This window comes from Sphaerisporangium rufum, assembly GCF_016863395.1.
GTDB lineage: Bacteria > Actinomycetota > Actinomycetes > Streptosporangiales > Streptosporangiaceae > Sphaerisporangium > Sphaerisporangium rufum.
The window spans coordinates 58,419-80,402 of the sequence record NZ_BOOU01000024.1; the positions used below are offsets into that span (position 1 = coordinate 58,419).

The 21,984-nt window shown below is 72.1% G+C and carries 27 protein-coding genes and 1 CRISPR repeat array (1 of these 28 cut by a window edge); of the genes, 14 read left to right on the plus strand and 13 right to left on the minus strand.

The window, feature by feature from the left end; all coding sequences use genetic code 11:
• Positions 1–267 precede the first annotated feature (267 nt).
• Positions 268–2,454, minus strand: a complete 2,187-nt coding sequence (locus tag Sru01_RS08000) for a glycoside hydrolase family 6 protein (protein WP_203983243.1) — start codon at positions 2,452–2,454, stop codon at positions 268–270.
• Positions 2,455–2,579: 125 nt separating this feature from the next.
• Between Sru01_RS08000 and Sru01_RS08005 the strand changes: the two genes are divergently transcribed.
• The 4 genes from Sru01_RS08005 (at position 2,580) to Sru01_RS08020 (ending at position 4,895) form a co-directional block, all read left to right on the plus strand.
• Positions 2,580–3,200, plus strand: a complete 621-nt coding sequence (locus tag Sru01_RS08005; RefSeq protein WP_203983244.1) for a TetR/AcrR family transcriptional regulator — start codon at positions 2,580–2,582, stop codon at positions 3,198–3,200.
• A complete protein-coding gene (locus Sru01_RS08010; RefSeq protein WP_203983245.1) occupies positions 3,197–3,856 on the plus strand; it encodes a VC0807 family protein in 660 nt (219 codons plus the stop codon). The genes Sru01_RS08005 and Sru01_RS08010 overlap by 4 nt, the downstream gene beginning before the upstream one ends.
• Before the next feature lie 254 nt (positions 3,857–4,110).
• On the plus strand, positions 4,111–4,560 hold the full coding sequence (locus Sru01_RS08015; RefSeq protein WP_203983246.1) for a DUF6069 family protein: 450 nt from the start codon (positions 4,111–4,113) through the stop codon (positions 4,558–4,560).
• 44 nt (positions 4,561–4,604) lie between these two features.
• The gene (locus tag Sru01_RS08020; RefSeq protein ID WP_203983247.1) at positions 4,605–4,895 is read left to right on the plus strand and encodes a YiaA/YiaB family inner membrane protein; all 291 of its coding nucleotides are present in this window, start codon (positions 4,605–4,607) and stop codon (positions 4,893–4,895) included.
• A 169-nt stretch (positions 4,896–5,064) separates the two neighbouring features.
• On the opposite strand, the gene Sru01_RS08025 is transcribed toward Sru01_RS08020, so the two are convergent.
• Together Sru01_RS08025 and macS are read right to left on the minus strand one after the other, a co-directional pair.
• Positions 5,065–5,712: a response regulator gene (locus Sru01_RS08025; RefSeq protein WP_239137097.1), complete on the minus strand. Its 648-nt coding sequence runs from the start codon at positions 5,710–5,712 to the stop codon at positions 5,065–5,067.
• A 9-nt stretch (positions 5,713–5,721) separates the two neighbouring features.
• The gene (gene macS / locus Sru01_RS08030) at positions 5,722–6,852 is read right to left on the minus strand and encodes a MacS family sensor histidine kinase (protein WP_203983248.1); all 1,131 of its coding nucleotides are present in this window, start codon (positions 6,850–6,852) and stop codon (positions 5,722–5,724) included.
• 361 nt (positions 6,853–7,213) lie between these two features.
• On the opposite strand from macS, the gene Sru01_RS08035 reads away from it, so the two are divergent.
• The 3 genes from Sru01_RS08035 to Sru01_RS08045 all read left to right on the plus strand — a co-directional run bounded on the left by Sru01_RS08035 (position 7,214) and on the right by Sru01_RS08045 (position 8,513).
• The gene (locus Sru01_RS08035) at positions 7,214–7,492 is read left to right on the plus strand and encodes a DUF6458 family protein (protein WP_203983249.1); all 279 of its coding nucleotides are present in this window, start codon (positions 7,214–7,216) and stop codon (positions 7,490–7,492) included.
• Positions 7,493–7,836: 344 nt separating this feature from the next.
• On the plus strand, positions 7,837–8,247 hold the full coding sequence (locus Sru01_RS08040) for a hypothetical protein (RefSeq protein WP_203983250.1): 411 nt from the start codon (positions 7,837–7,839) through the stop codon (positions 8,245–8,247).
• Positions 8,248–8,258: 11 nt separating this feature from the next.
• Positions 8,259–8,513 carry a DUF4235 domain-containing protein gene (locus Sru01_RS08045; protein ID WP_203983251.1) on the plus strand — a complete coding sequence of 85 codons (255 nt, stop codon included), beginning with the start codon at positions 8,259–8,261 and terminating at the stop codon, positions 8,511–8,513.
• Between the two features lie 327 nt (positions 8,514–8,840).
• Here Sru01_RS08045 and Sru01_RS08050 read toward each other — a convergent pair whose 3' ends face one another.
• The 3 genes from Sru01_RS08050 to Sru01_RS08060 form a co-directional block, all read right to left on the minus strand.
• Complete coding sequence (locus tag Sru01_RS08050) at positions 8,841–9,839, minus strand: SDR family oxidoreductase (protein ID WP_203983252.1); 999 nt, start codon at positions 9,837–9,839, stop codon at positions 8,841–8,843.
• A gap of 16 nt (positions 9,840–9,855) precedes the next feature.
• Positions 9,856–10,113, minus strand: a complete 258-nt coding sequence (locus Sru01_RS08055; RefSeq protein WP_203983253.1) for a hypothetical protein — start codon at positions 10,111–10,113, stop codon at positions 9,856–9,858.
• A 168-nt stretch (positions 10,114–10,281) separates the two neighbouring features.
• On the minus strand, positions 10,282–11,499 hold the full coding sequence (locus tag Sru01_RS08060; RefSeq protein WP_203983254.1) for a glycosyltransferase: 1,218 nt from the start codon (positions 11,497–11,499) through the stop codon (positions 10,282–10,284).
• A 319-nt stretch (positions 11,500–11,818) separates the two neighbouring features.
• On the opposite strand from Sru01_RS08060, the gene Sru01_RS08065 reads away from it, so the two are divergent.
• Together Sru01_RS08065 and Sru01_RS08070 are read left to right on the plus strand one after the other, a co-directional pair.
• A complete protein-coding gene (locus Sru01_RS08065) occupies positions 11,819–12,106 on the plus strand; it encodes a BON domain-containing protein (RefSeq protein WP_239137098.1) in 288 nt (95 codons plus the stop codon).
• Positions 12,103–12,843, plus strand: a complete 741-nt coding sequence (locus tag Sru01_RS08070; RefSeq protein ID WP_203983255.1) for a metallophosphoesterase family protein — start codon at positions 12,103–12,105, stop codon at positions 12,841–12,843. Before Sru01_RS08065 ends, Sru01_RS08070 begins: the two co-directional genes overlap by 4 nt.
• A gap of 227 nt (positions 12,844–13,070) precedes the next feature.
• Here the strand turns inward: Sru01_RS08070 and Sru01_RS08075 are convergent, their stop codons facing one another.
• The 4 genes from Sru01_RS08075 to Sru01_RS08090 form a co-directional block, all read right to left on the minus strand.
• On the minus strand, positions 13,071–13,220 hold the full coding sequence (locus tag Sru01_RS08075; RefSeq protein WP_203983256.1) for a GPGG-motif small membrane protein: 150 nt from the start codon (positions 13,218–13,220) through the stop codon (positions 13,071–13,073).
• A gap of 358 nt (positions 13,221–13,578) precedes the next feature.
• Positions 13,579–14,235 carry a DUF6328 family protein gene (locus tag Sru01_RS08080; RefSeq protein ID WP_203983257.1) on the minus strand — a complete coding sequence of 219 codons (657 nt, stop codon included), beginning with the start codon at positions 14,233–14,235 and terminating at the stop codon, positions 13,579–13,581.
• A complete protein-coding gene (locus tag Sru01_RS08085; protein WP_203983258.1) occupies positions 14,232–14,486 on the minus strand; it encodes a hypothetical protein in 255 nt (84 codons plus the stop codon). Before Sru01_RS08085 ends, Sru01_RS08080 begins: the two co-directional genes overlap by 4 nt.
• Complete coding sequence (locus Sru01_RS08090) at positions 14,483–15,013, minus strand: DUF1360 domain-containing protein (RefSeq protein ID WP_203983259.1); 531 nt, start codon at positions 15,011–15,013, stop codon at positions 14,483–14,485. The genes Sru01_RS08085 and Sru01_RS08090 overlap by 4 nt, the downstream gene beginning before the upstream one ends.
• 74 nt (positions 15,014–15,087) lie before the next feature.
• On the opposite strand from Sru01_RS08090, the gene Sru01_RS08095 reads away from it, so the two are divergent.
• Positions 15,088–15,723: a nucleotidyltransferase family protein gene (locus Sru01_RS08095; RefSeq protein ID WP_239137100.1), complete on the plus strand. Its 636-nt coding sequence runs from the start codon at positions 15,088–15,090 to the stop codon at positions 15,721–15,723.
• A 399-nt stretch (positions 15,724–16,122) separates the two neighbouring features.
• Here the strand turns inward: Sru01_RS08095 and Sru01_RS08100 are convergent, their stop codons facing one another.
• Complete coding sequence (locus Sru01_RS08100; protein WP_203983260.1) at positions 16,123–16,485, minus strand: PRC-barrel domain-containing protein; 363 nt, start codon at positions 16,483–16,485, stop codon at positions 16,123–16,125.
• Positions 16,486–16,950: 465 nt separating this feature from the next.
• Between Sru01_RS08100 and Sru01_RS08105 the strand changes: the two genes are divergently transcribed.
• The gene (locus Sru01_RS08105; protein WP_203983261.1) at positions 16,951–17,415 is read left to right on the plus strand and encodes a GNAT family N-acetyltransferase; all 465 of its coding nucleotides are present in this window, start codon (positions 16,951–16,953) and stop codon (positions 17,413–17,415) included.
• Complete coding sequence (locus Sru01_RS08110) at positions 17,400–18,575, plus strand: MFS transporter (protein ID WP_239137102.1); 1,176 nt, start codon at positions 17,400–17,402, stop codon at positions 18,573–18,575. The genes Sru01_RS08105 and Sru01_RS08110 overlap by 16 nt, the downstream gene beginning before the upstream one ends.
• A 374-nt stretch (positions 18,576–18,949) precedes the next feature.
• Here the strand turns inward: Sru01_RS08110 and Sru01_RS08115 are convergent, their stop codons facing one another.
• Positions 18,950–19,564 (minus strand): hypothetical protein, encoded by a 615-nt coding sequence (locus Sru01_RS08115; protein WP_203983262.1) that lies wholly within the window; start codon positions 19,562–19,564, stop codon positions 18,950–18,952.
• A gap of 99 nt (positions 19,565–19,663) precedes the next feature.
• Between Sru01_RS08115 and Sru01_RS08120 the strand changes: the two genes are divergently transcribed.
• A complete protein-coding gene (locus Sru01_RS08120; protein ID WP_203983263.1) occupies positions 19,664–19,870 on the plus strand; it encodes a hypothetical protein in 207 nt (68 codons plus the stop codon).
• 55 nt (positions 19,871–19,925) lie between these two features.
• Here the strand turns inward: Sru01_RS08120 and Sru01_RS08125 are convergent, their stop codons facing one another.
• A complete protein-coding gene (locus tag Sru01_RS08125) occupies positions 19,926–20,159 on the minus strand; it encodes a hypothetical protein (RefSeq protein ID WP_203983264.1) in 234 nt (77 codons plus the stop codon).
• Between the two features lie 484 nt (positions 20,160–20,643).
• On the opposite strand from Sru01_RS08125, the gene Sru01_RS08130 reads away from it, so the two are divergent.
• Positions 20,644–21,360 carry a DUF433 domain-containing protein gene (locus Sru01_RS08130; RefSeq protein WP_239137105.1) on the plus strand — a complete coding sequence of 239 codons (717 nt, stop codon included), beginning with the start codon at positions 20,644–20,646 and terminating at the stop codon, positions 21,358–21,360.
• A 156-nt stretch (positions 21,361–21,516) separates the two neighbouring features.
• Positions 21,517–21,984: direct repeats of the CRISPR family, unit length 30 nt; unit sequence GTTGCGACCCCTCGTAGGGGCGATGAGGAC; it runs 1,142 nt beyond the window's last position.

The window sequence follows — 21,984 nt, forward strand, 5'->3', positions numbered from 1 at the left end:
CGATGGCGCCCGGCCGTCGTCCGGCCCTCTGGCGCGGAGGGCCGGCCGGCGGCCCGGGCCGCCGGCCACCGTTCCGCGCGGCCACCGTTCCGCGCGGCCACCGTTCCGCGCGGCCACCGTTCCGCGCGGCCGCCGTTCGGCGCCGGCCATCGTTCCGCAGCGCGCCGGCCCGGTCGTCGCGCGGTCTGTCGCTCGCGCTCAGCGGGCGGTCTCCGTCCAGCGAGCGGCCTCCCGCCGTCGCGGGGCCGCCGGGGGGCGTGATTCCGGTCAGCGCGGGCCGCCGGCCAGCGGCGGCACCGCGTTGCGCGCCATCTCCAGCGCCCGGTCCGGCCACCACTGGCCGGCCTGCGGGGTGACGAACCCGTACACCGGATCGGCCGGGCCGGCGGTGCCGCGGGTGCACTGCCCGTTGGAGAACCCGGGGCTGTTCAGCCACAGGAACGCGTCGGCCGCCGGGTCGCCGGTGCCGGTGGTCGGCCGCGGCCCGGCGCCGCGCCCGGGCGGGTTGCACCACTCGTCGGGTGACGGGAACCGCCCCTTGGGCGGCGTCCACTCCCCGGCGCCGTTGCGGCTGGTGTCCACCACGAAATGCGGCAGGCCGGGCGCGTCCCCGTGCACGGCGGCGATCTCCTCGGGGGCGCAGCCCGTCTCGGGCACCCCCGCCTTCAGGTACAGGCAGCGGGCCAGCGCCCGGCCGTGCGCCAGCGATCTCTGGGTGTCGCGGTGGGCGGTCATGTTGAGATGGAACCCGTCGGCCCGGCGCAACCCCGCGGCCAGCAGCCGGTCGGCGATCTCGTCGAGCTCCGGCCAGCCCGCCAGGCCGCCGTCGAGGTAGACGGCCGTGCGGCGCAGGCCGGCCAGCGCCGACACGGCGGTGGACAGGTCGGCGTACCGGCGCCTGGCCGCCTCCTCGCCGCCCTTGGGGCACTCGGCGGTGCCGGGCGGCCGGGACAGGCTGTTCGGTTCCAGCACGACGACGGCCGGGCGGTCGCCGATGCCGCGGGCCACCCCCTCGATCCAGGCGCGGTAGGCGCCGCTGTCCGGCGCGCCGCCGTTCCAGCAGTCCCGGCCGGGGATGTGGTTGGTGACGAAGACCGGCACCTGGTGCCGCGCGGCGGCCTCGGTGGTCGCCTCCCTGGCCCGGCGGGCCATGTCGTCCGGCGAGCCGCCGTCCAGCCACATGGCCTGCGGCACCGCGGCCAGCGACCGCATCAGCGCCGCGTCGGCCGGCCGGCCCTGCGCCGTCCAGGTGTCGGCCTGGCGGGCGGCGTCGGTGCCGGGCTGCACGTAGAAGCGCACGTTGCGGGCCCGCAACGGGTTGGCCCGCCCGTCGCGGATCGGGAAGGGCCGCCCCGTCGGGGCGGGGGTGCCGGTCGTGCCGGTGTCCGGTGCCAGCGGGGCTCGCCCGGCCGCCTCGGCGGGCACGCCGGGCAGGATGGGCAGCTCGGCCAGGCCGGCGCGGGTGGCGGCGACGGTCCCCGCGGTGATCAGCACGGCCAGCGCGGTGCCCGCCCCGGCCCAGCGCAGCCGGTGTGCCCGGCGGCGCGGGGCCGGCGGGGCGGCGGGCGGCGCCGGGTCGGCCGGCGCGGTGGGGGCGTTGGGCTCGGGCACCCCGGCCCGGGTGGCCAGCGCGTCCACCAGTTCGGCCGGGGTCGGCCGGCTCGCCGGGTCCTTGTCCAGCGCCCGGACGACCAGCTCGCCGAGCACGCCGTCCAGCGGCGGCAGCTCCGGCGGGTCGTGCACCACCCGGTACAGCACCTCGTGGCCGGCGCCGGTGCCGAACGGCGGCCGGCCGCAGGCGGCGAAGACCACCACGCCCGCCCAGGAGAAGACGTCGGAGGCCGGGGTGATCGTCAGGCCGCGCACCCGCTCGGGCGACATGTAGGCGGGCGTCCCCATGATGGTGACCGAGTGGGTCGCGCCGTCCGGCAGCGAGGCGAGACCGAAGTCGATCACCTTGGGCCCGACCGGGGAGAGCAGCACGTTCGACGGTTTGAGGTCGCGGTGGATCACCTCGGCGGCGTGCACGGCCCGCAGCGCGGTCGCCATGCTCATCGCGAGCCCGTCCAGCGCGGACCCCGACAGCGGGCCCTCCCGGTGCACCTTCTCCAGCAGCGTGGGCCCGGGGACGTACTCGGTGACCAGGTAGGCCAGCTCGCCGTCCACGTCGGCGTCCAGCACCGGCGCGGTGGAGAACCGGGCGACCCGGCGGGTCGCCGCGACCTCCCGGCGGAACCGCCGCCGGAAATCGGGGTCGCTCGCCAGGTGCCGGTGGATGACCTTGATCGCCACCTGCCGGCGGGACCGTCCCTCGGCCAGGTAGACGACGCCCATGCCGCCCTCGCCCAGCCGGCGCAGGATCCGGTACCCGCCGACCTCCCAGGGGCCGCCGTCACCAGGTGCGTGACCCGGTGACCCGGCCTGTCCGCTGCCGCGCTTCAATAGCCCGCCCACCTGTGCTAGATGCCGGACCCGCCCGCAAACGATCGTATCCGGACGAACGCCGCGAGGGGCCTGAATCTCACCATCGCCGGCGGGGGGGTGTTGCCTGATTTACTCGGACGAGGTAATTTTTACCCATGCGAGTAACTGACGGGGGTCGCCGGAGCACCCTCACCGGCGAGGCCCGGCGGGCGCAGATCGTCGCGGCCGCCATCGACACCATCGCCGAGCTCGGTTACCGGCAGGCGAGCTTCGCCCGCATCGCCGAGCGGGCCGGCCTCAGCAGCACCCGGCTCATCTCGTACCACTTCGCCGGCAAGGACGAACTGATGCGCCAGGTCGTCCTCGCGGTCGTCGGCGACATCGGCCGGCACGTCACCGAGCGCCTGCGCCGGGAGCCCACCGCCGCGGGGGCGCTGCGGGCCTACATCCGGGCGGTGATCGGCTACAACGCGGACAACCGGCCGCGGATGGCCGCGCTGATGGAGATCTTCCTCAACCACCGCGACGAGAGCGGCGAGGGCTCCTACGACGCCGGTGACGACGCCGACGTGCTCAACGGGGTCGAGGAGATCCTGCGCCGCGGGCAGCGCGCGGGGGAGTTCCGCGCGTTCGACACCAGGGTGATGGCCTTCGCGATCCAGCGGTCGCTGGACGGCCTGCCGTTCCTGCTCCAGGCCGAGCCCGGCCGGGACATCGGCGCCTACGCCGAGGAACTGGTCACCACGTTCGACCTGGCCACCAGGGCCGAGCCATGACTCGCCGGCGGCGGCACCGGTTGCTGCTGCTGGTCGACCTGGCCGGGCCGATCGCCCTGTACTACCTGCTGCGGCTGGCCGGCCAGGACGTGCACGCGGCGGCGCTGATCAGCTCGCTGGTGCCCGGGCTCGACCTGGTCACCGCGCTGGTCCGCCGCCGGCGGCCGGAAGCGGTGGCCGTCTTCATGACCGTGATGATGCTCGGCAGCGCCCTGGTGTCCCTGCTGAACGGCGACCCCCGCTTCGTGCTGGCCAAGGAGGGCTGGCTCACCGGCGTCACCGGCCTGTGGATGCTGGCCAGCGCCTGGAGCCGGCAACCGCTGACCGTGCCGTTCACCCGCCTGCTGCTGGAGGGCCGGATCGGCCCCGGGCGGCCGCGCTGGGAGGTCATGTGGGAGCTGCCGCGCTTCCGCCGGATCTGGCGGGTCTGCACGGTGCTGTGGGGCATCGGGCTGCTGGCCGACGCGGCGGTGCGGGTCGTCATGGCCTACACCCTGCCGCTGGACACCGTGCCCGGCCTGACCGCCGCGCAGTACGTGGTGTTCGTGCTGCTCATGCAGGTCGTCATGAACGTCTACCTGGTGCCCTCCGGCGTCTACAACCAGTGGTCCCGCCTGTACGAGCCGCTCCGCGCCCGGCAGCGGGCCGGCGGCTGAACCCGCCCTGATCCTTGAGCCGCTCCGTTCCCCGAACCTGCCGTGCCTCCGAACCTGCCCTGAGCCCTGAACCTGCCGTGCCTCTGAACCCGTCCTGAACCCCGAACCTGTCGTGACCCGAACCCGCCCTGGACCCCGAACCTGCCGTGACCCCGAAGCCGCCTGAGCCTGGAGCGGCCCGAAGCCGCCGGGCCACCCTGATCCGTTCGCCGGCCCCAGGGCCGATCCGCAAGCCCACCCGTAAGGAGACACCCATGTCCGCCACCACCTCCCCGCCGCGCACCCCGGCGGCCACCCGGCGCGGGGCCCGCGCCCTGGCCGTGGCCGGCGCGGCCGCCGCCGCGCTCGCCATCTGGGCCGTCGCGGTCGTCGCCGGCGTCCGGCTGGACGTCCACCAGAACGGCGCCGTCACGGAGGTCGGCCCGGCGGCCGTCGCCGGGGTGGCGCTGGCCGCCGGCCTGGCCGGCTGGGCGGCACTCGCCATCCTGGACCGGACGGCCCCCCGGCGGGCCCGCACCGTCTGGACCGCGCTGGCCGGCATCGTGCTGGTGCTCTCGCTGGCCGGCCCGGTCACCGCCGCCGCGACCCCGGCCGCCATGGTCGTGCTGCTCGCCCTGCACCTGGCGGTCGGCGCGGTGCTGATCTTCCTGCTCCCCGCCCGCCGGCGCCCCGGCCGGGGTGAAGTACCCGCCCGGACCGAGTAGCCGTACTCAGGCGCCGGAGGCGGCCGGCGCCGCACCATCGATCCATGAGCCGTCCCATACACAACACCATGACCGGCGCCTACTACGCGCAGTGCGTCCTGTCCTTCGGGCTCTCGCTGGTGAGCGTGGTCCTCGGCATCGCCTACCTCCCGGTCGGCCCCTGGGTGCGCGCCTTTCTCGCCGTGGCGGTCCTCTACACGGTGACCTCGGCCTTCGTGCTGGCCAAGTGCGTGCGCGACCGGCAGGAGGTCACCACCATGTCCAGCCGCGTCGACCAGGCGCGGCTGGACCGCCTGCTCTCCGAGCACGACCCCTTCAAGGTCGACACCCCCTGACGGCGGCCGCCGTCCCGGCGGCCCGGTCAGGACGCCGGGACGGGTCGCGCCCCGTCCAGAACCGCTCGTACGCGGTGCCGTCCGGGCCGGCCGCCACGACCGGGCCGAGCGGGACCCTCACCCCGGCCCCGCCGGGATCTCGGCCATGGCCGCCGCGCGGCGGAGGCCGTCAGGCGTCATCCAGGCCGCGCTCGATCGCGTACCTGGTCAGCTCCACCCGGTTGTGCAGGCGCAGCTTGGTGAGGGTGTTCTGCACGTGGTTCTGCACGGTGCGGTGCGACAGCACCAGCCGCTCGGCGATCTGCTTGTACGACAGGCCCTTGGCCACCAGCCGGAGCACCTCGGTCTCCCGCTCGGTCAGCCGGGGGCCGTCGTCCGGCGCGGCCCGGCCGGCCAGCCGGCGGTACTCGCCGAGCACCAGCCCGGCCAGGCCGGGGGTGAACACCGGGTCGCCGCCGGCCGTCCGCCGCACCGCGTCCAGGAACTCCGCCCGGCCCGCCGACTTCACCAGGTAACCGGAGGCGCCGGCCTTGACCGCCTCCAGCACATCGTCCTGCTCGGCGCTCGCCGACAGCACCAGCACCCGCGGCGGGTCCGGCAGGGCGGCCAGCCCGCGGGCCACCTCGGCGCCCGGCAGGTCGGGTAGCCGCAGGTCCAGCACCACGACGTCCGGACGGACGGCCGCCGCCACCCGAAGCGCCTGCCGGCCCTCGCCGACGGCGGCGGCCACCTCGTATCCCGCCTCGGCCAGGTCGCGGGCCACCGCGTCCCGCCACATGGGGTGGTCGTCCACGACCATCACGCGCAGCCCGCTCACGGGCCAACCTTAGAGCGGATCCACCGGGACGGTCAGCTCCACCTCGGTGCCCTGCCCCGGGACGGTGACGAAGCGCGACCGGCCGCCCAGCGCCGCGACCCGGCCGCGGATGGACTGCGCCACCCCGAGCCGGCCCTCGGCCGCCGCCTCGGCCAGCCGGCCCGGCGCGATGCCCGGCCCATCGTCGCGGACCGTCACGGTCACCTCGCCGTCCCCCTCCTCGGCCAGCACCCACGCCCGGGCGTCCGGCCCGCAGTGCCGCGCCACGTTGTCCAGCGCCGCCGCGGTGGCCGCGGCCAGTTCGCGGGCGGCCGCGGCCGGCACCAGCAGCGGGCCGGCCGGGGTGGACACGGTGACCGAGGCCGAGCCGTGCCCGCGCAGCAGCGCGGCCAGATCCGCCCGCCCGGCGCCGCCCGGCCGGTCCGCGGGCGGCGGACCACCGCGGACCAGCTCGCGCAGCACCGCCTCCTGCTCGCCGGCCAGCCGCCCGAGCTCGGCCGCCTCGCCGCCGATCTCCAGGCCGCGCCGCTGCACCAGGGCGAGCACCTGCAGCACCGAGTCGTGGATGCCGCGGGCCAGCCGCTCGCGTTCCCGGCCGGCCGCCGCCATCTCGGTGGCCCGCTGCATCCGCTCCTCGGCACGCCGGCTGAGCCGGGAGACGTGCCCGACCACGGCACCGGCCAGCAGCAGCAACACGGCTCCGTTCGCCGGCGCAGACAGGTCCAGGCCGCGCGCGCCGGCCAGGCCGCGCAGCCACAGGTTCGCGGCGGCCACCACGACGCCGGCGGCGATCCCGGCGCGGCGGCCGCCGTGCACCGCCCAGGCCAGCACCGGGCCCGCCACCCAGGTGGCGGTGAGCGGCATCACCCCGGCCGACCCCGCCGCGGGACCCTGCACGTACGGCGAGGCGAGCAGGCAGGCCAGGGTGACCAGCAGGTCGGCGGCCAGCAGCGGCCGGGCGCGCCGCGCCGGGTAGGCGATCCCGGTGACCGCCGTCCACCCGGCCATCACGCCGATGACCAGCCAGCCGGCCGCCGGGTGCGGGTAGCCGTCCGCCCCGGCCAGCAGCAGCGCGGCGTAGCCGAGCGAGGCGACCCGGAACACCGCGACGGCGCGCCAGAACGACGCCTCGACGCCCATCAGCCGGCCGGCCGGCCCCGGCGCCGGGGCCGTGCCGGGGCGAGAACGGGCATCAGGACGGCGTCGTACCGCCCGCCCTCCCCGCGCGCCGGCCCCTCGCCGGCGCGCGGTTCCGGCAGCCCTGGCACGGCCGCAGGGCCGGCCGGCCGTAGTACCACCCGCCTGCCGATAAGGGGGGGTTCGTCGGCGAAAGCCATGGGAGATGGCTACCACCCGCCGCCGGCGGCGGCAATCCGATCACCCCGCCGCCGGCCGATCCGCCACCATCACCGGCCCAGCTCAGGGAGAGGTGCGCATTTCTTTACGTTTGAGATCCGTGTACGGGAAAGAGGGGGTGGCGAGGAACGAAGGAGGCAATTCCATGACCATAGCCGGCAGCATTTTCCTGATCATGCTCGGCGCCATCCTCACATGGGCGGTCGAGTTCGACCTCGCGGGTGTCGACATCAACGTGGTCGGCGTCATCCTGATGCTCGGCGGCATCGCCGGTCTGCTGTTCGGCATCTGGCGGCTCACCAACGCCCGCCGGACCGCCGTGACCACCCGCACCGGCGTCGCGCCCGCCGGCCAGGTGTACCCCGGCGAGACCGCCCGGACCCAGGTCTACGAGGAGCGCCGCTACGACGACCCGATCGTCTGACCCGCCACGCCGACGGCAGGGCGGGCGGGTGGCCCGGCACGGCGCCGGGCAGGTGTGAAGAACATGGAAGAACAGCCGGTGCCATGGCACCGGATGGCGGGGCAGGGGAAGCGCGTTTCCCCGGCGGCGGCACGGCCGCCCCGTTCGACGGCGAGCGGGCCCCGCCGGAGGCACCGGCGGGCCCGGCCCGCCGGCAGACAGCGAGGGCTCCGGTCCGGCCGGACCGGAGCCCGGGACGACGCCGGCCACGGGCCGGCCTTTTTCATGCGCGGACCAGGTCCGGCCGGACCGGTTAGAGGCCCGTCCCTGCGGGTAGCTGGGGTTTCACGGCAAAGGAGGGCGCGATGGCGGACATCACCAACCGTACGCAGGACACGTTGACCGACGTGAAGAAGAACGCCGGCGATCTGGCGGCGAAGGCAGGAGACAAGGCGGGCGTGCTGGCCGCCAAGGCGGGCGACAAGGCCGGCGAGCTGGCGGCCAAGGCCGGCGACACCGCGAGCGTGATCGCCGCCAAGGCCGGGGACAAGGCCGGCGAGCTGTCCGCCAAGGTCGGTGCGCAGGCCGAGGTGCTGGCGGCCAAGGCCGGCGGCAAGACCGGCGAGCTGGCCGGCAAGGCCCGCGAGAACCTGCCCGACGAGGTGCGCGGCCTCACCGACAAGGCCGTCGCCCAGGCGCGGAACCGCCCGTGGGCCGCCGCCGCGGCGGTCGCCGGCGTGCTGCTCCTGCTGCGGATGCTGCGGAGGAAGAAGTAATCGTGAAGAAGATGGCCTACAGGTCCGTCGGCCTGCTGTCCGGTGTGGTCGGCGGCTACCTGTCGAGTCTGGTGTTCAAGCAGGTGTGGAAGCTGGTCGCCGGCAAGGACGACACCCCGGAGGCCACCTCCACCGAGTACGGCTGGGGCGAGGTGCTGGTCGCGGCCGCCGTGCAGGGCGCGATCTTCGGCGTGGTCAGGGCCGCGATCGATCGCGCCAGCGCCGAGACCGTGCACAGCGCCACCGGCACCTGGCCGGGCGACTGACGGCCGGGCGGCAGCCCGGGAGGCCGGTGGGCGGCGGAGCATCTCCGCCGCCCACCGGCCTTCTTCACGCCTTCCGAATGCCCGCCTGTGCTCCCGCCTGCCAGATACCTGAGCGTTTCCGGCCTTTCTGGGCCCGGGGCGTTCTCCCGCCTTCCGGCGCTTCCACGGCGCACGACGCTTGACGCGCCATCGCGCCCTCCCGGACGCCTGGCGCGCTGTCGTGCCCCTTCCGGACGGCCGGGCGCGCTTTTGCCCGTCCGGCGGCACGTGCCGGACACGGCGGCGCCGGCGCCCCCGGAGGGACGCCGGCGCCGGTGCGAAGCGACGTCAGCGGCGGGCGGCCCGCAGCGCGAGCAGCGCCGCGGCCGCGGCACCCGCCCCGGCCGCCACCTTGTTGCGGTTCTGGGACAGCCAGACCTGCACGCTGCGGTCCTTGGACTTGGTGTCGAAGCTGCCGTGCGCCCCGTAGTCGCGGTCCTCGTCGGCCGGCTCCCACAGGTTGCCCACCCCGGTCGGCGGCTTCTCGTCGGTCTGCTGCGACCCGACGCCGGTCTTGCCCAGGTAGCGGTCGATCAGCCCCGGGATGAACTTCTGGCCGATGATCGTGGCCGCCGTGCTGCCGCCCACCCAGTACTCCCGGCGGGCCGGATGCTCGGCCGCGTACACGATCGCCTGGGCGGCGACCTCCGGCTGGAAGATCGGCGGCACCGGCTGCGGATGCCGGCCCAGCCGCGACAGCACCCAGTCGAACTGCGGGGTGTTCACCGCCGGCAGCTGGACCATAGTGATCTTGATGCCGCTGCCCTGGTGCAGCAGCTCGGTGCGCACCGACTCGGTGAACCCCTTCATCGCGTGCTTGGACCCGCAGTACGCGGCCTGCAGCGGGATGCCGCGATAGGCCAGCGCCGACCCGGTCTGCACGATGACACCCTGGTCGCGCTCGCGCATCCGCTTCAGCGCCGCCCGGGTGCCCCACACGTACCCCAGGTACGTCACCGCCGTCGTCCGCTCGAACTCGGCCGGCTCCACCTCCAGGAACGGCGCGAAGACCGAGGAGAACGCGACGTTGATCCACACGTCGATCGGGCCGAGCTCCCGCTCGATCGCGTCGGCGGCCGCGTCCACCTGCTCGTGGTCGGCCATGTCCGCCGGGAAGACCTTGGCCGTCCCGCCCTCGACCCCCACCTCGGTGGCCGCGGTCGCCAGCCCGGTCTCCCCCCGGGCGATCAGGGCGACCTTCGCCCCCTTCACGCCCAGCATCCGGACGACCGCGCGCCCGACGCCACCGCTGGCGCCGGTCACCACGACGACTTTGCCGCTCAACATGTTCGGTTCCTTCCGGTCAGCCGGTGGATTGCGGCCCAGTGCCCAGCCGGCGCTGGCGCCGCACGGCGAGCACCACGTCCACGACGGCCGCCACCGCCACCACGGCCGCCACGATCGTCACGACCGTCAGCCCCATGATCAGTGACAGCACGCCGACGGCGAAGGCCAAGAAGATCACGAACGACCCCAGCCGGACATGGATCAGATCCCGGGGCGTGGCCGCGGTCATGGGCCTGCCGCGCTCCGACCGCTGTTCCGGTGTCTCGTACGTCATCGGGCCCCCTTTCCGCTGAACGCTTCCCCTACCCGGCGAACCGCACGCCATGTCCAATACCGGGCAAGCGTCGGCCCGGGCCCCGCGTCGCATCCGTGGTGCTCATCGATCCATCTCCAGCTACCGCCCGCCCGGCCCGCCAAACCTGACCGGACGGCCGGCAGCCGATCACGACGCCCGGCGGCCGGCCGGCACCCCGCCCCGCTCGGCCAGCACCTCCTCGTACACCGCGCACGTCCGGGCGGCGATCCGCGGCCAGCCGTACCGCTCCCGGGCCCGCTCCGCCCCGGCCAGCCCGTAGGAGGCCCGCAGATCCGGGTCCTCCAGCAGCATGTTCACCGCGGTGGCCAGCGTGCGCGGCGTGCGCGGCGGCACCAGCAGCCCGGTCACCCCGTTCACCACCGTCTCCCGCTGCCCGCCGACCGCCGACGCCACCACCGGCAGCCCGCAGGCCATCGCCTCCAGCGCCACCATCCCGAACGGCTCGTACCACGGCACGCACACCGCCACGTCGGCCGACCGCATCAGCGCCGCCACGTCCGCCCGGCCCACCTGCCCGGTGAACCGCACCCGGCCCGCCACCCCCGCCGTCGAGGCCAGCGCGCGCAGCCGCGCCACCTCCGGGTCACCGTCCAGCGCCCCCGGCGGCGGACCGCCCGCCACCACCAGCTCGGCGTCCGGCACCAGCCGCATCGCCTCGATCACCGTGCCCACCCCCTTGCGCGGCACCAGCCGCCCCAGCGACAGCACCCGGTGGCCGCGCGGCCGCGGCGCCACCGGCCCGGCCGGCCGGAACTCCGCGCCGTCCACCCCGCACGGCACCACCCGCACCGCGCTGCGCGGCGCGCCCATCCGGGCCAGCTCCGCCGCCTCGTCCGCGCAGGTCGCCACGATCCGGTCCGCGCCCCGGGCCACCGCGGCCTCCAGCGCCGGCCGCTGCCGCGGGCTGGTGTCGTCCCGCCCCTGGTGGCGGCGCTTCACCACGCCCAGCGCGTGGAAGGTGTGCACCACCGGCACCCCGGTGCCCGCCGCGGCCTCCAGCGCGGCCAGCCCGCTCATCCAGAAATGGCTGTGCACGACGTCCGGCGGCTGGAAAGCCCATCGGCGCCGCAGATATCGCGCGAAGTCCGGCACCCACGGCAGGATGTCGTCCTTCGGGATCGGGGCCGGCGGCCCGGCCGGCACGTGCACCACCGACACCCCCGGAGCGAACACGACCTCCTCCGGCGCGTCGAGGGACTCCCGCCGCGTGTACACCGTGACCTCGTGCCCGGCGGCGGCCAGGCCGCGGGCCAGCGCGGCCACGTGCACGTTCTGCCCGCCCGCGTCCACCCCGCCGAGCGTGGCGAGCGGGCTCGCGTGCTCCGACACCATCGCGATCTTCACTGGTCTCCTCTGGCTCGACCGGTCCTGCCGGGTCACCGGCTCGGGGCGCAGGGAGCCAGGAAGACCGCCCGGGACGCCGGAGCGGCTCGCGTCGAACGATGCCGCGCACCGGCCGGCTCACCGGCGGCCACGCGGGCAAGGCGACGGCGGGCCGCCGGAGTGCCGGCTCGTGGCGGGTGCACGGGCGTCAAGGTGCATGGCTCGTCGCCGGCGGGCGGTTCCGTCAGGCATCGCACCTATCCTGGGGAAGAAGGATCAAACCCCTCCGGTTTCGCCGCGACCCGCCCGGGCAGGCGAGATCACGTATCCGACGGGAGGGATGACCATGTCAGACGAGGCCAGGCAGCAGGCCGCCTCGAGCCACGACGCCCCCCACTACGTCGCCGCCCGCGTGCAGCAGGCGCTCGCCGAGGACGAACGGACCAGCGAGCTGGGGGTCCGGGTGGACGTCCGCGGCGACGATCTCTACCTGCGCGGCCAGGTGGAGTGCGCCGAGCGCCGCGCCCGGATGACCGACGTGGCCGGCGAGAACGCCCCCGGGCTGAAGGTGCACAACGAGGTCACCGTGATGGAGGTAAGAGGACCGGGGGAGGAGGAGACCCTGTGAAGATCCGAGTAGCGGCGGTCGGGGACGTCCACCTCGGCGAGGACATCCGCGGGCGCTACCGCGAGAAACTCCAGGGCATCGAGGAGCACGCCGACGTGCTGCTGCTCGCCGGCGACCTCACCCGGCACGGCACGCCCGCCGAGGGCCGCATCGTCGCCGAGGAGTTCGGCGGCCTGCCGGTGCCGGTCGTCACCGTGCTCGGCAACCACGACTACCACTCCGACGCCGAGGACGAGATCGGCGCGATGCTCGACGACGCGGGCATCCACGTCTTGCGGGACGACGCCACCGTGATCTCCCTGGACGACGGTACGCGCCTCGGCGTGGCCGGCGGCAAGGGCTTCGGCGGCGGGTTCGCCGGCAAGTGCGCCAGCGAGTTCGGCGAGCCGCAGATGAAGTCGTTCGTCGGGCACACCCGGGAGATCGCCGAGCGGTGGCACAAGGCGCTGAAGGGCTTGGACGACGTCGACCACCGGGTCGTGCTCAGCCACTACTCGCCCACCAAGGACACCCTGGCCGGTGAGCCGCTGGAGATCTACCCGTTCCTCGGCAGCTACCTGCTCGCCGAGGCGGCCGACGCCGAGGGCGCCGACCTGTTCCTGCACGGGCACGCCCACCACGGCACCGAGAAGGGCGTCACCCCGGGCGGGGTGCGGGTGCGCAACGTCGCGCTGCCCGTGCTCGGGAGGGCGTACGCCGTCTACTGCCTGGGCGGCGAGGACCCGGAGAGCTGCTGAACGGCGGCCGGTGACGACGAAGAGGCGGTCACGGGCAGTACGCCCTGACCGCCTCTTTCTTCGTGGTCGTGGGAATCAAGGTCGAGGATTCAGTGGAGACCGGCCATCGGGCCGAGGCCGGGTCGTACACGGCGGTCACCCGAAGGTGGCGCGGACGGCGGACCGGTCAATCCCGGTCCGCCGGTCCCGCGTGCCGCAGCGCTCTTCGTCTTGAGAACCGTTACCGGTTATGGATTGAAGATGCTGACGCCGCCCGGGCCGACGAGGAACCCGAGGACGATGAGGACGATCCCCCATAGGAGATCGCGACGGGCCAGGATGACGTAGATCCCGGCGATGACCAGTACGACGGCGATGATCCAAAGAAGTGTAGCCATGGCAATGCACTGCCCTGACAAATCACGCCTTAACGCGTCGGCGAACCAACTTCTCCCCTGGATTAGGCCGCATTTCGGTAACAGCGCGATCAAGGAACGGCGAACGGAACGACCCGCCATAGGGGAACGGCGGACCGGCCGGAGGAGGAGACGCCCGAGAAAGGAGGCCGGGAAGACCTCGGAAACGTGACCGCGCGACACGGAAGGCGGCGGCCGGGAGACGGCCTGGAGATGGCGTCAAGACCTCGGGAAACCGAACGGCGCGCTATAGGAGGCGGCGGCCGGGAGGACCCTGGAAAACGCAACGGCGCCTCCCGAGCTCACCGCCCGGGAGGCGCCGTACGCCGTTCGGTGGCCGTTACCCGGCCTCGCCGTTCGCGACCCGCTTGCGCTGCCGGTAACGCGAGATCATCGGCAGCAGGAACCACAGCCAGCAGCTCAGGAAAGCCACCGCGCCGGCCAGCAACACCGCGGGCAGCACCCCGAGGAACGCCTCCACCACCAACCCCGTCGAGCAGGTCAGTGACACCGCCAGCGACAGCCCGCCGACCACGCCGAGCAGGTTGGCCCGGTGCAGCATCAGCTCCTTCAGCGCGCTGCGGAACAGGATCCGGTGCTGGGTCGCCGGGGCGATGAAGCAGATCGACGCCACCGCCGCGCTCAGCATCGCCACGTAGAACAGCCAGCGCCCGGTCTCGTCCACCTTGTCGAACCCGCTGGCGAACGGCAGCGTCAGCAGGAACGCGAACAGCACCTGCACGCCGGTGGCCGACACCCGCAGCCCCTGCAACAGTTCGCCCAGCTCGCGGTCCACCCGCTCCTTGTGGCTCTCGTCCGGATCACGCGGGCTCTCGTCCGGCAACCCGAAGAAGCTGGGCGACTCGGCCCGTTGCGGAGGGACCGCCGTCTCCCGGGCGGAGGCGTCCTCCTTGGAGGTCTCGCCCTGCTGGCCGGGATCGGTGGTCTTTTCCGGTGACGATGGGGGGTGGGGGGCGGAAACGTCACTCACTGTCATCTATCCATCCTGCTTTTGCGCCCGGCACGGCGCCGGTGCGTTCGTACCATCCGTCGGACCAAGAACAGCGACCCCGCCAGCGCGGCGTACGCCATTACGCCGAGCAGAACGGTCAGCCACAGCAACCCGGCCTGGCCCGCCGCGACGGCGAGCAACGGGCAGGCCAGCACGGCCAGCAGGGCGAACCCCGCCCACTTCCCGTACGGGTTGTGCTGTAAAGCCTTCAGCGACGCGAGCGACAGCTCCGTCACGAGTCATCCCCCTTTCCCTCGGCGGACTGCATGAGACGCGAATAGCCCAGCTGCAGCCAGTCCGACATCGTGACCGCCGTCATGGTGGCCCCGGCCAGCCGGGTGAACCTGGGCGCGAAGACCATGCCCGCCGCGTACGCGGTCGCGACCCACTGGGCCACGCAGAACGGGCAGGTGATCAGCTCCCCGACGGCGTGCTTGATGCCGTGCCCGCGCACCTCCTCGTGCAGTTCGGCCGGGCCGCTCACCCCGGCGTAACGTGTGAAGGGAGCACGCAGCGGGCTCGTCACCGGATCCTTGGTGATGGTCCGGGAGAGCTTGTGGGTGCTCAACCCCATGAGGACGAGGTCCTTGGTGGAGATGCGCTTCGGGAGCCGGGCACCGGTGACCCGTCCCGCCGCGAACAGGCCGGCCACCGCGGCGCCATAGACGCCAAGAACGCGAAGATAGGAGCCGAGAGGCCGTTCTGTCCCGTTCTCGTAAGCGCGTTCCTCCTTACGCAATGAATCCACGAAATCGTTGGTCATAGCGCGCGAAGTACCCGAGCAGCCCCCGTCCATGCCCGGCGTTAGACCCGGATATCGGCGGGTAGCGAAGATCGTTGGAACGTATCGTCCAGCAGGGGGGTCGGCAGGTGGGCAGCCACTCGCACGAGGTCACCGACGCGATCATCGACACGCTCAAGCGCGCCGGGTCCGCCCTGAAGGCGGAAGGCATCCGGTTCGCGCTCTGCGGCGGCTGCGCGGCCTACGCCAGAGGCGCCGCGCCCTCGCTGCACGACGTCGACTTCGTGCTGGTCGAGGAGGACGTGCCGCGCGCCCTGGAGACGCTGCGCCAGGCCGGCTTCCGCACCGAGAAGCCGCCGGAGGACTGGCTGGTCAAGGCGTTCGACGAGGGCGACCGGCTGGTCGACCTGATCTTCCGCATCCACGAGCGGGACGTCACCGCCGAGATGATCGACCGGTCCGACCTGATCAACACCGCGGCGCTCAGCCTGCCGGTGCTGGACGCCACCGACCTGGTGATCTCCTGGATCCTGCCGATGTCCGAGCACAGCTGCAACTACGGCGCCATGCTGCCCCAGGTACGGGCGCTGCGCGAGCAGGTCGACTGGGACCGGGTCGCCGCCGTCGCCTCCGTCTCCCCGTACGCCTCCACCTTCCTCACCCTGCTGGACCGCCTCGGCGTCGCCTGCCCCAAACCCCCCGGCGACCACCCCGACACCACCTGGCCCTGACCCCCGCGCACCCACGCCCGCCCGCCGGCCACCGCCCCGGCGGGCGGGCGCACCCGTTCTTGGGCCGGCGTGGGCGAGGACGCCGCCGGTGAAACGGCGAGGCCTGGCGGCGAGGCCAGGCGCGGCACCCGACAGGCGCGATCACCACGGCCCGCAACGACCGCGTCCACGCGGAACCCGTAAGACGGGACATGCGCCGGGTGTCCGCCGGTATCCGTACGGCGGGGCATGAGCCGGCGGGGTCATCCGTACGGCGGGACACGCACCGGCAGTCCGCGGTCATCCGTATGGCGGGACAGGCGCCGGCCTTGCCGGCATGATCGCCTGCCCATGGACGCGGCGGAGGGCCGCGCCGGGTGGCGCGGCCCTCCGATCGGACGCTCTACTACCTCAGCGGAACTAGAGCGTGCCCGGCCCGTGGGGGAAGCGGCCGTAGTACTCGCCCATCTGGTTGCGGTACTCCGGCTCCTTGAAGGTCGCCTCATCGAACTCCGGGGCGTCCTTGATCTCCTGCTTGGTACGAGCCAGGTAGACCTTCTTCTCCTGCGGGTCGATCCGGGTCACCGTGCTCGCCGGCAAAAGCACCTTCTTGCCGAAGATCCACGGGCCCGTGTCCACGATGAGGTAGCTCTCGCCGACCTCGTGCGTGGCATCGTCCACAGAGCCGATCTTGCCGTCGGTCGCTTCCACGTGGTAACCCACCACATCGAAGGTCTGATCGGCGCCGGTGACGGTCTCGTCGTAGGACCAAAGATCCCGCACTGTCAACGTCTCCTTTCGATCCGCTTCGTTCGGACAACCCCCCGACTACCCAAAGCCCTGCCCGCAAACGCCGTGCCCACGGCAGGACCGTCTTACCAAAGGTGACCTCGGCACGTCGCCCCTGGTGCAGACCGAACTATTCGCCTCCGGCAACTGAAAGATCGTGCCGAGCCTTGGCGCGAAGGAACGGACTCTGGACGGGCGGCGAGCACGACACGCACATTTCTATGCCCCTCGCAGGGGTGACGACCGGCTCCCGCGACGTCAGCTACGGTCGACCGCCGGCCGGTTCAGGTAGGGGCATGAACGAGCGGGACGTTCCAGTACCTGACCGGCCGCGCGTCAGGCGGTCGACGGGTTCATCGGCGCTCGCCGGCGGGCGGTTCGCCGATTCCGCGGCGAAGTTCATGACGTCCGGACTGTAAGGGTTGAGATGCACAAGCTCATTACGTCAGCCTGTACATCATGACGCGAGCAGCAACACAGCACGACATTCCAGAACTCGTCCGCCTGCGGGCACTGCTTTTCGATGACCTCGGCGGCGACTTCTTCAACCCCTCGAACGCCGGGGATGACTGGCGTGACGCCCTCGCACGGGTTTTCCAGCAGAAGCTGACCGAACCCGATTGCCATATCCTCGTCGTGGACGGCGACACCGGCCTGGCCGCCTGCGGGATCGGCACGATCGAACAGTGGTTTCCCGGACCTCACTCTCGCAACGGGAGGATCGGCCACGTCATCGGCATGGTCACTGACCCGTCGTACCGGCGGCGTGGGTACGGCCGGGCGATCATGCTCGGGTTGCTCGACTGGTTCCGCGATTGTAATGCCGTACGGGTCGACCTCACCGCCTCCCACGAGGCGGAACCGCTCTACCGCCGACTCGGCTTCTCCGACCATCCCGATCCCCTGCTGTGCTGGAAGCCGTGACGACATCGCGATACCGCTGGGTCATTCTGGGAATCGCGACGTTCACTCAGGCCGCGGCCGCGTTCTTCGTGCAGGGCATCGGCGCGATGAGTGTCCATCTGCAACGAGATCTGGAGCTGAACACGACCCGGCTGGGGCTGCTGCTGTCGGCGGCTCAGCTACTTCCTCTGGCCGGGTTACTCGTGGCGGGAAGGCTGCTGGACCGCTACGGCGAACGCTGGATCGTCGGGACCGGTGCTCTTGTGGTCGCCCTCGCGCTGGCCGCTGGACGCGCGGCCCCAGGGTACGTCTCCTTGCTCGTCGTTCTGCTGATCGTCGGTGCGGGGTACAGCACTATTCAACCGGGTGGCAGTAAGTCTGTGGCGTCCTGGTTCGACGCCTCCCAGCGTGGCTTGGCCATGGGTATCCGTCAGGCAGGGCTCCCGCTCGGGGGCGTCCTCGCCGCCGTCGCACTTCCCGCACTGGCAACGGCCTGCGGTTGGCGGTCGACGCTCATGGCCGGTGCGCTTGTCGCGCTGTCAGGAGCCGTCGCCTTCATGGCCTTCTACCGGCACCCGCCGGACCAACGCCCCGTACCGACCACATCCCGCGTGAGTCTGGAGCTGCTCCGCGAATCGTACATGAAGAAGATCATCTTATCCGGCGCGAGCATGGTGTCGGTGCACGGCGGCGTGGGCGTCCTCACCGTGCTGTACCTGCATGAGGTGACGTCCATGGACTCCGCCTCGGTGGCCTTGGTATACGTCGCGGTCCAGTGCGCCGGTGCGCTGGGCCGCATCCTCCTGGCGACCTGGAGCGACCACCACAGATCTGGCCGCTACGCCTGCGTCCTGACATGCTTGACCGCCGTGGTCGTCGGGATGACGATGTTGACGACCCCCATCGGCCGATCCACCATCGCGGCCTGCCTGCTCTTCATCTGGCTCGGCTTCTTCGGGATCGGCTGGTATGGCCCCTGGGTCGCCTACGCCGCCGAATCGGCGCCGCCGGACCGCACCGGATCCGCGCTCGGCCTGGCCATGGCCGTCAACCAGGTGGCGGTCATCCTGGCACCCCCTATGCTCGGCCTCCTCACGGACATGACCAACAGCTTCGCTCCCGCCTGGGCCCTGCTCGCCGCGCTCACCGCTGCCACGCTGACGACAACAGCCCGGCTGTGACCAGTTCGGACGGCAACCGCTGTAGCCCCAGGCCCGGTGACTCGCGTCCTCTCAGCGAGGCGCTGACGACCACCTGTTCGTCGTCCCGCACATCCTGCCCCTCCGGGTGCCGCGCGAGGCGTTGACGCTGACCGTCGCCGAGTGGCTTGGCATTACGGATGGGCGTCCCGCCGGCCGGTCCGCTCACGTTCGGCGGGCCCAGCGGTCCTGGGAATGTCCAGTCGAGACCGTACAGTCCCTCGCAGCGGCGGCGTCATCATCGCCTTTACGAGGGGTCGCAACGTTCATCTTCGGCCGCTCGCGCGTGGATGACATGTCGAGGCCTTGCAACGGGCCGTGCCTGTCGGGTCCGGCGGTCGGCGCGAGGGTGTCCATCAGCCACCTGGCCCGTTGTTCTGGATGGGAGCCCCGTCGCCGGTGGTGGGCAGGTCACCTCTCGGCACCGGGCCGGTACCGGGCGATGTACCGGTGGAGGACGTCACGGTGACCTGGCGCGCTCCGGTGATGGCCGCCTTCAGAATGGCCCGGTCCACATCCTGCAGCCGGCCGGCCAGCCTAATCAGGTGATCTCCGTGCGCGGCGACGTACTCGTGCTGCTCGCCGCTCACCCGGTACCAGCCGGCCTCGTCGCGTTCGCATCGCACCGGCGCCCCTGGTCCCGTGCCTGTCACCGGAGTACCGGCGCAGGTGGCGTCCGTCATCGCGCCGCGATCGATACGCAACTGCACTGTTCGTCCATCGTTGGACGCATAGAGGGCGCCGAACCCTTCGTCACCGATGGCGCCGACGGACATGTTCTGGATGGCGAATCCCTTCACTTCGACCGCGTAGATCAAGTCAGGCGCCACGCCTTGGTGGAGAGCCTGCTCGGCCGCGGCCTGGCTGAACGGGCCGGGGGACTCTCGTCCTCTTAGTAAGGCACGGCCGCCGACCACCAGGGCAACGATCAGAATGGCGAGGCCCAGGGATATGAGAATGACACGTGTCATGGGACCACTGTCCCAGCAGTCGCCCACCCGGCGAACCCTTCTCCCGTCCGGTACGACGGCACGCGCCGGGCCGGCGACGGGCCCGCAGCCTAGTGGATTGTGCTGCGCGCCGCCGACGACCTGCCGCCCGGACTCCTGTCCGCACCTCTGGGCGGCCTGTGGATCAGCAAGCCTCCGCACCTGCTGCTTCTCGCCGCAGAGGAGAAGAGCAACGTCTTCGCGAGCTGCGTGCCGATGCGCCGCTTCGAGGTGTGCGAGGACGGCGCTGTGGCCGACATCTACGAGGTGCGGCCGAGGACACGGTAGAGAAGGCCGCGCTGGAGAGGAAGGCTCACGTAGCCGAGCTGCTACTTCCTGGAGATCAGGAGGTGAGCAGCGTGTAGATCACGCTTCCGGCGGCGTAGAGAAGTCCGAGACCGGCGGACACCAGCAGTAGGAGCAGAGCGAGAACTGTTGCTATGAGCACGAGCGAATAGCAGGCGAACAGGACCGTGCTCGTCACACGCCAGGCCATGCAGAGGGTGCCGAAGATGACGCGGAAGACGGCCCCGACCGCACCCTGAAGCGCATGACCCCAAAGCGGGCGCTTCCACATCCGCTCGATGGCACCAGCCCACTGGGCTTGCAGCTGGACCGCGGCCTCCAGGCCCTCACCGTCCTTGGATCGCCGTCGCGACCGCGTGGACCCCCCAACGCGGATGGGGCCAACACCGATACTGCCGGACACCCGGCCCCTGCTGCTGACTCCTAGTCGCACCGGACCAAGGCCACCCGAGATCCACATATGCGCCTCCTGAGACTGCCGGGATAGACCAATAGGAGACGCTGCACACGTCGGACCGGTTGCCAACGTTCGGTATCGGATCGGTGACGTTAAGTAGAAACTCCGCATGTGTGAGCAGCGGTGAACGAACGGACTGACGGCTTCCACTTCGCCCAGGGGTGATGAGGAGTCGCGGCCGCTCGCTCGCCGATGCCCCTGCGTGCCTGATGACCAATGGCCGCCGGTGGCGTCGTGACCAGGCGACAGAGATCGTTACCCAGAGGCCTTATCCGGCGACTTTAAGTAAACGGCGACGATGTTTGCGATGATGGGCGGGCCGGTGGGATCGGAGGAGGTGAAGCCGGTGTCCTACACCCCAAAGCTGGCGGCGGCATTGTCTGGCGCCACCCTTCGCCAGCTCGCGCACTGGCGCACAACGGGCGTGAGCCGCGGGGCGGTGCTGGTGCCGGAGATCTCGCCGGTGCGTCCGGTGCTGTACTCGTTCCGGGATGTGGTGGCCCTGCGGACCTGCGTGAAACTGCGCAACGACGCGTCCTTGCAGAAGATCCGCCGGGCGCTGGACACCCTCCGCGGCGACCTCCAGGAACGCGACCATCTGTCGGCCTACCGCTTGGTGGCCGATGGCTCGACCATCTATCTGCTCGAGCGCGGGCAGGTCACCGACCTGGTGCACCGTAAGGCCAACATCGTCATCCACGAACTGGTCGACGTCCTTCGGCCCTTTTATCGCGATGGGCGCCACATCCCCGATCTGCTTCGCCCTCGGCAACACGTCACCGTCGACCCGTCGATCCGTGGCGGGATGCCGGTGATCGACGGAACCCGGGTTCCGTACGACGAGATCGCTGAGCTGCTGCGCGACGGTGTGCCGGCCGAGCGCATCGCGGAGTACTACCCGAGCGTTTCGGCTACGGCCGCGCTGGACGCCGCCGACTTCGCGGATTACGTGGACAGTTGCGACCTCCAGGGGAACAGCAGTGCGACTGCCCTCGCCCTCTCTATCAGGCCCTGATCAGCATGATGGTGAACGGTGACATTGTCACCTCATAGGACGATTGCGTAGGAGCGATGAGGGCGAGGGCCGGCGGCCACTCCATCCTCGCGCCGTTGATCACTCGCACCTCTCGCAGAACCGCCTCGACGCCGCCGCGCGCCATGCCGCCGGATGGTTGCGACCCCTCGTAGGGGCGATGAGGACCCGGCGCGGCAAGCTCGGCGCGAAGCTGAAGGACATCACATTGCGACCCCTCGTAGGGGCGATGAGGACGATCGCCGTCACGGCCGTCCCGGGTGGGACCAGCAGGTTGCGACCCCTCGTAGGAGCGATGAGGACTGGCAGCGGGGTCCTCGGGCGAGACCCAGTCCTGATGTTGCGACCCCTCATAGGGGCGATGAGGACGGCCGTGAACGCCGGTTCCAGCGTGTCGAGTTCGTGTTGCGACCCCTCGTAGGGGCGATGAGGACGGGACAAAGGTGGTGGCCTGAGGAGAATGTCACGGAAGCGTTGCGACCCCTCGTAGGGGCGATGAGGACACGCCCTGGCCGGTGGCCGCGGCCGCCGCCCCACCATCGCGTTGCGACCCCTCATAGGGGCGATGAGGACGACCCCCGCCCTCAGCAAGAGCGGTCCCGGGTT

What these genes read in the sequence shown, in the direction of transcription:
- Sru01_RS08005 (WP_203983244.1), top strand. Translation starts at nt 2,580, where the DNA reads ATGCGAGTAACTGACGGGGGTCGCCGGAGCACCCTCACCGGCGAGGCC.
- Sru01_RS08010 (WP_203983245.1), top strand. Translation starts at nt 3,197, where the DNA reads ATGACTCGCCGGCGGCGGCACCGGTTGCTGCTGCTGGTCGACCTGGCC.
- Sru01_RS08015 (WP_203983246.1), top strand. Translation starts at nt 4,111, where the DNA reads ATGTCCGCCACCACCTCCCCGCCGCGCACCCCGGCGGCCACCCGGCGC.
- Sru01_RS08020 (WP_203983247.1), top strand. Translation starts at nt 4,605, where the DNA reads ATGAGCCGTCCCATACACAACACCATGACCGGCGCCTACTACGCGCAG.
- macS (WP_203983248.1), bottom strand. Translation starts at nt 6,852, where the DNA reads ATGGGCGTCGAGGCGTCGTTCTGGCGCGCCGTCGCGGTGTTCCGGGTC.
- Sru01_RS08035 (WP_203983249.1), top strand. Translation starts at nt 7,214, where the DNA reads ATGACCATAGCCGGCAGCATTTTCCTGATCATGCTCGGCGCCATCCTC.
- Sru01_RS08040 (WP_203983250.1), top strand. Translation starts at nt 7,837, where the DNA reads ATGGCGGACATCACCAACCGTACGCAGGACACGTTGACCGACGTGAAG.
- Sru01_RS08045 (WP_203983251.1), top strand. Translation starts at nt 8,259, where the DNA reads ATGGCCTACAGGTCCGTCGGCCTGCTGTCCGGTGTGGTCGGCGGCTAC.
- Sru01_RS08050 (WP_203983252.1), bottom strand. Translation starts at nt 9,839, where the DNA reads ATGTTGAGCGGCAAAGTCGTCGTGGTGACCGGCGCCAGCGGTGGCGTC.
- Sru01_RS08055 (WP_203983253.1), bottom strand. Translation starts at nt 10,113, where the DNA reads ATGACGTACGAGACACCGGAACAGCGGTCGGAGCGCGGCAGGCCCATG.
- Sru01_RS08065 (WP_239137098.1), top strand. Translation starts at nt 11,819, where the DNA reads ATGACCATGTCAGACGAGGCCAGGCAGCAGGCCGCCTCGAGCCACGAC.
- Sru01_RS08075 (WP_203983256.1), bottom strand. Translation starts at nt 13,220, where the DNA reads ATGGCTACACTTCTTTGGATCATCGCCGTCGTACTGGTCATCGCCGGG.
- Sru01_RS08080 (WP_203983257.1), bottom strand. Translation starts at nt 14,235, where the DNA reads ATGACAGTGAGTGACGTTTCCGCCCCCCACCCCCCATCGTCACCGGAA.
- Sru01_RS08090 (WP_203983259.1), bottom strand. Translation starts at nt 15,013, where the DNA reads ATGACCAACGATTTCGTGGATTCATTGCGTAAGGAGGAACGCGCTTAC.
- Sru01_RS08105 (WP_203983261.1), top strand. Translation starts at nt 16,951, where the DNA reads ATGACGCGAGCAGCAACACAGCACGACATTCCAGAACTCGTCCGCCTG.
- Sru01_RS08115 (WP_203983262.1), bottom strand. Translation starts at nt 19,564, where the DNA reads ATGACACGTGTCATTCTCATATCCCTGGGCCTCGCCATTCTGATCGTT.
- Sru01_RS08125 (WP_203983264.1), bottom strand. Translation starts at nt 20,159, where the DNA reads ATGTGGAAGCGCCCGCTTTGGGGTCATGCGCTTCAGGGTGCGGTCGGG.
- Sru01_RS08130 (WP_239137105.1), top strand. Translation starts at nt 20,644, where the DNA reads ATGTTTGCGATGATGGGCGGGCCGGTGGGATCGGAGGAGGTGAAGCCG.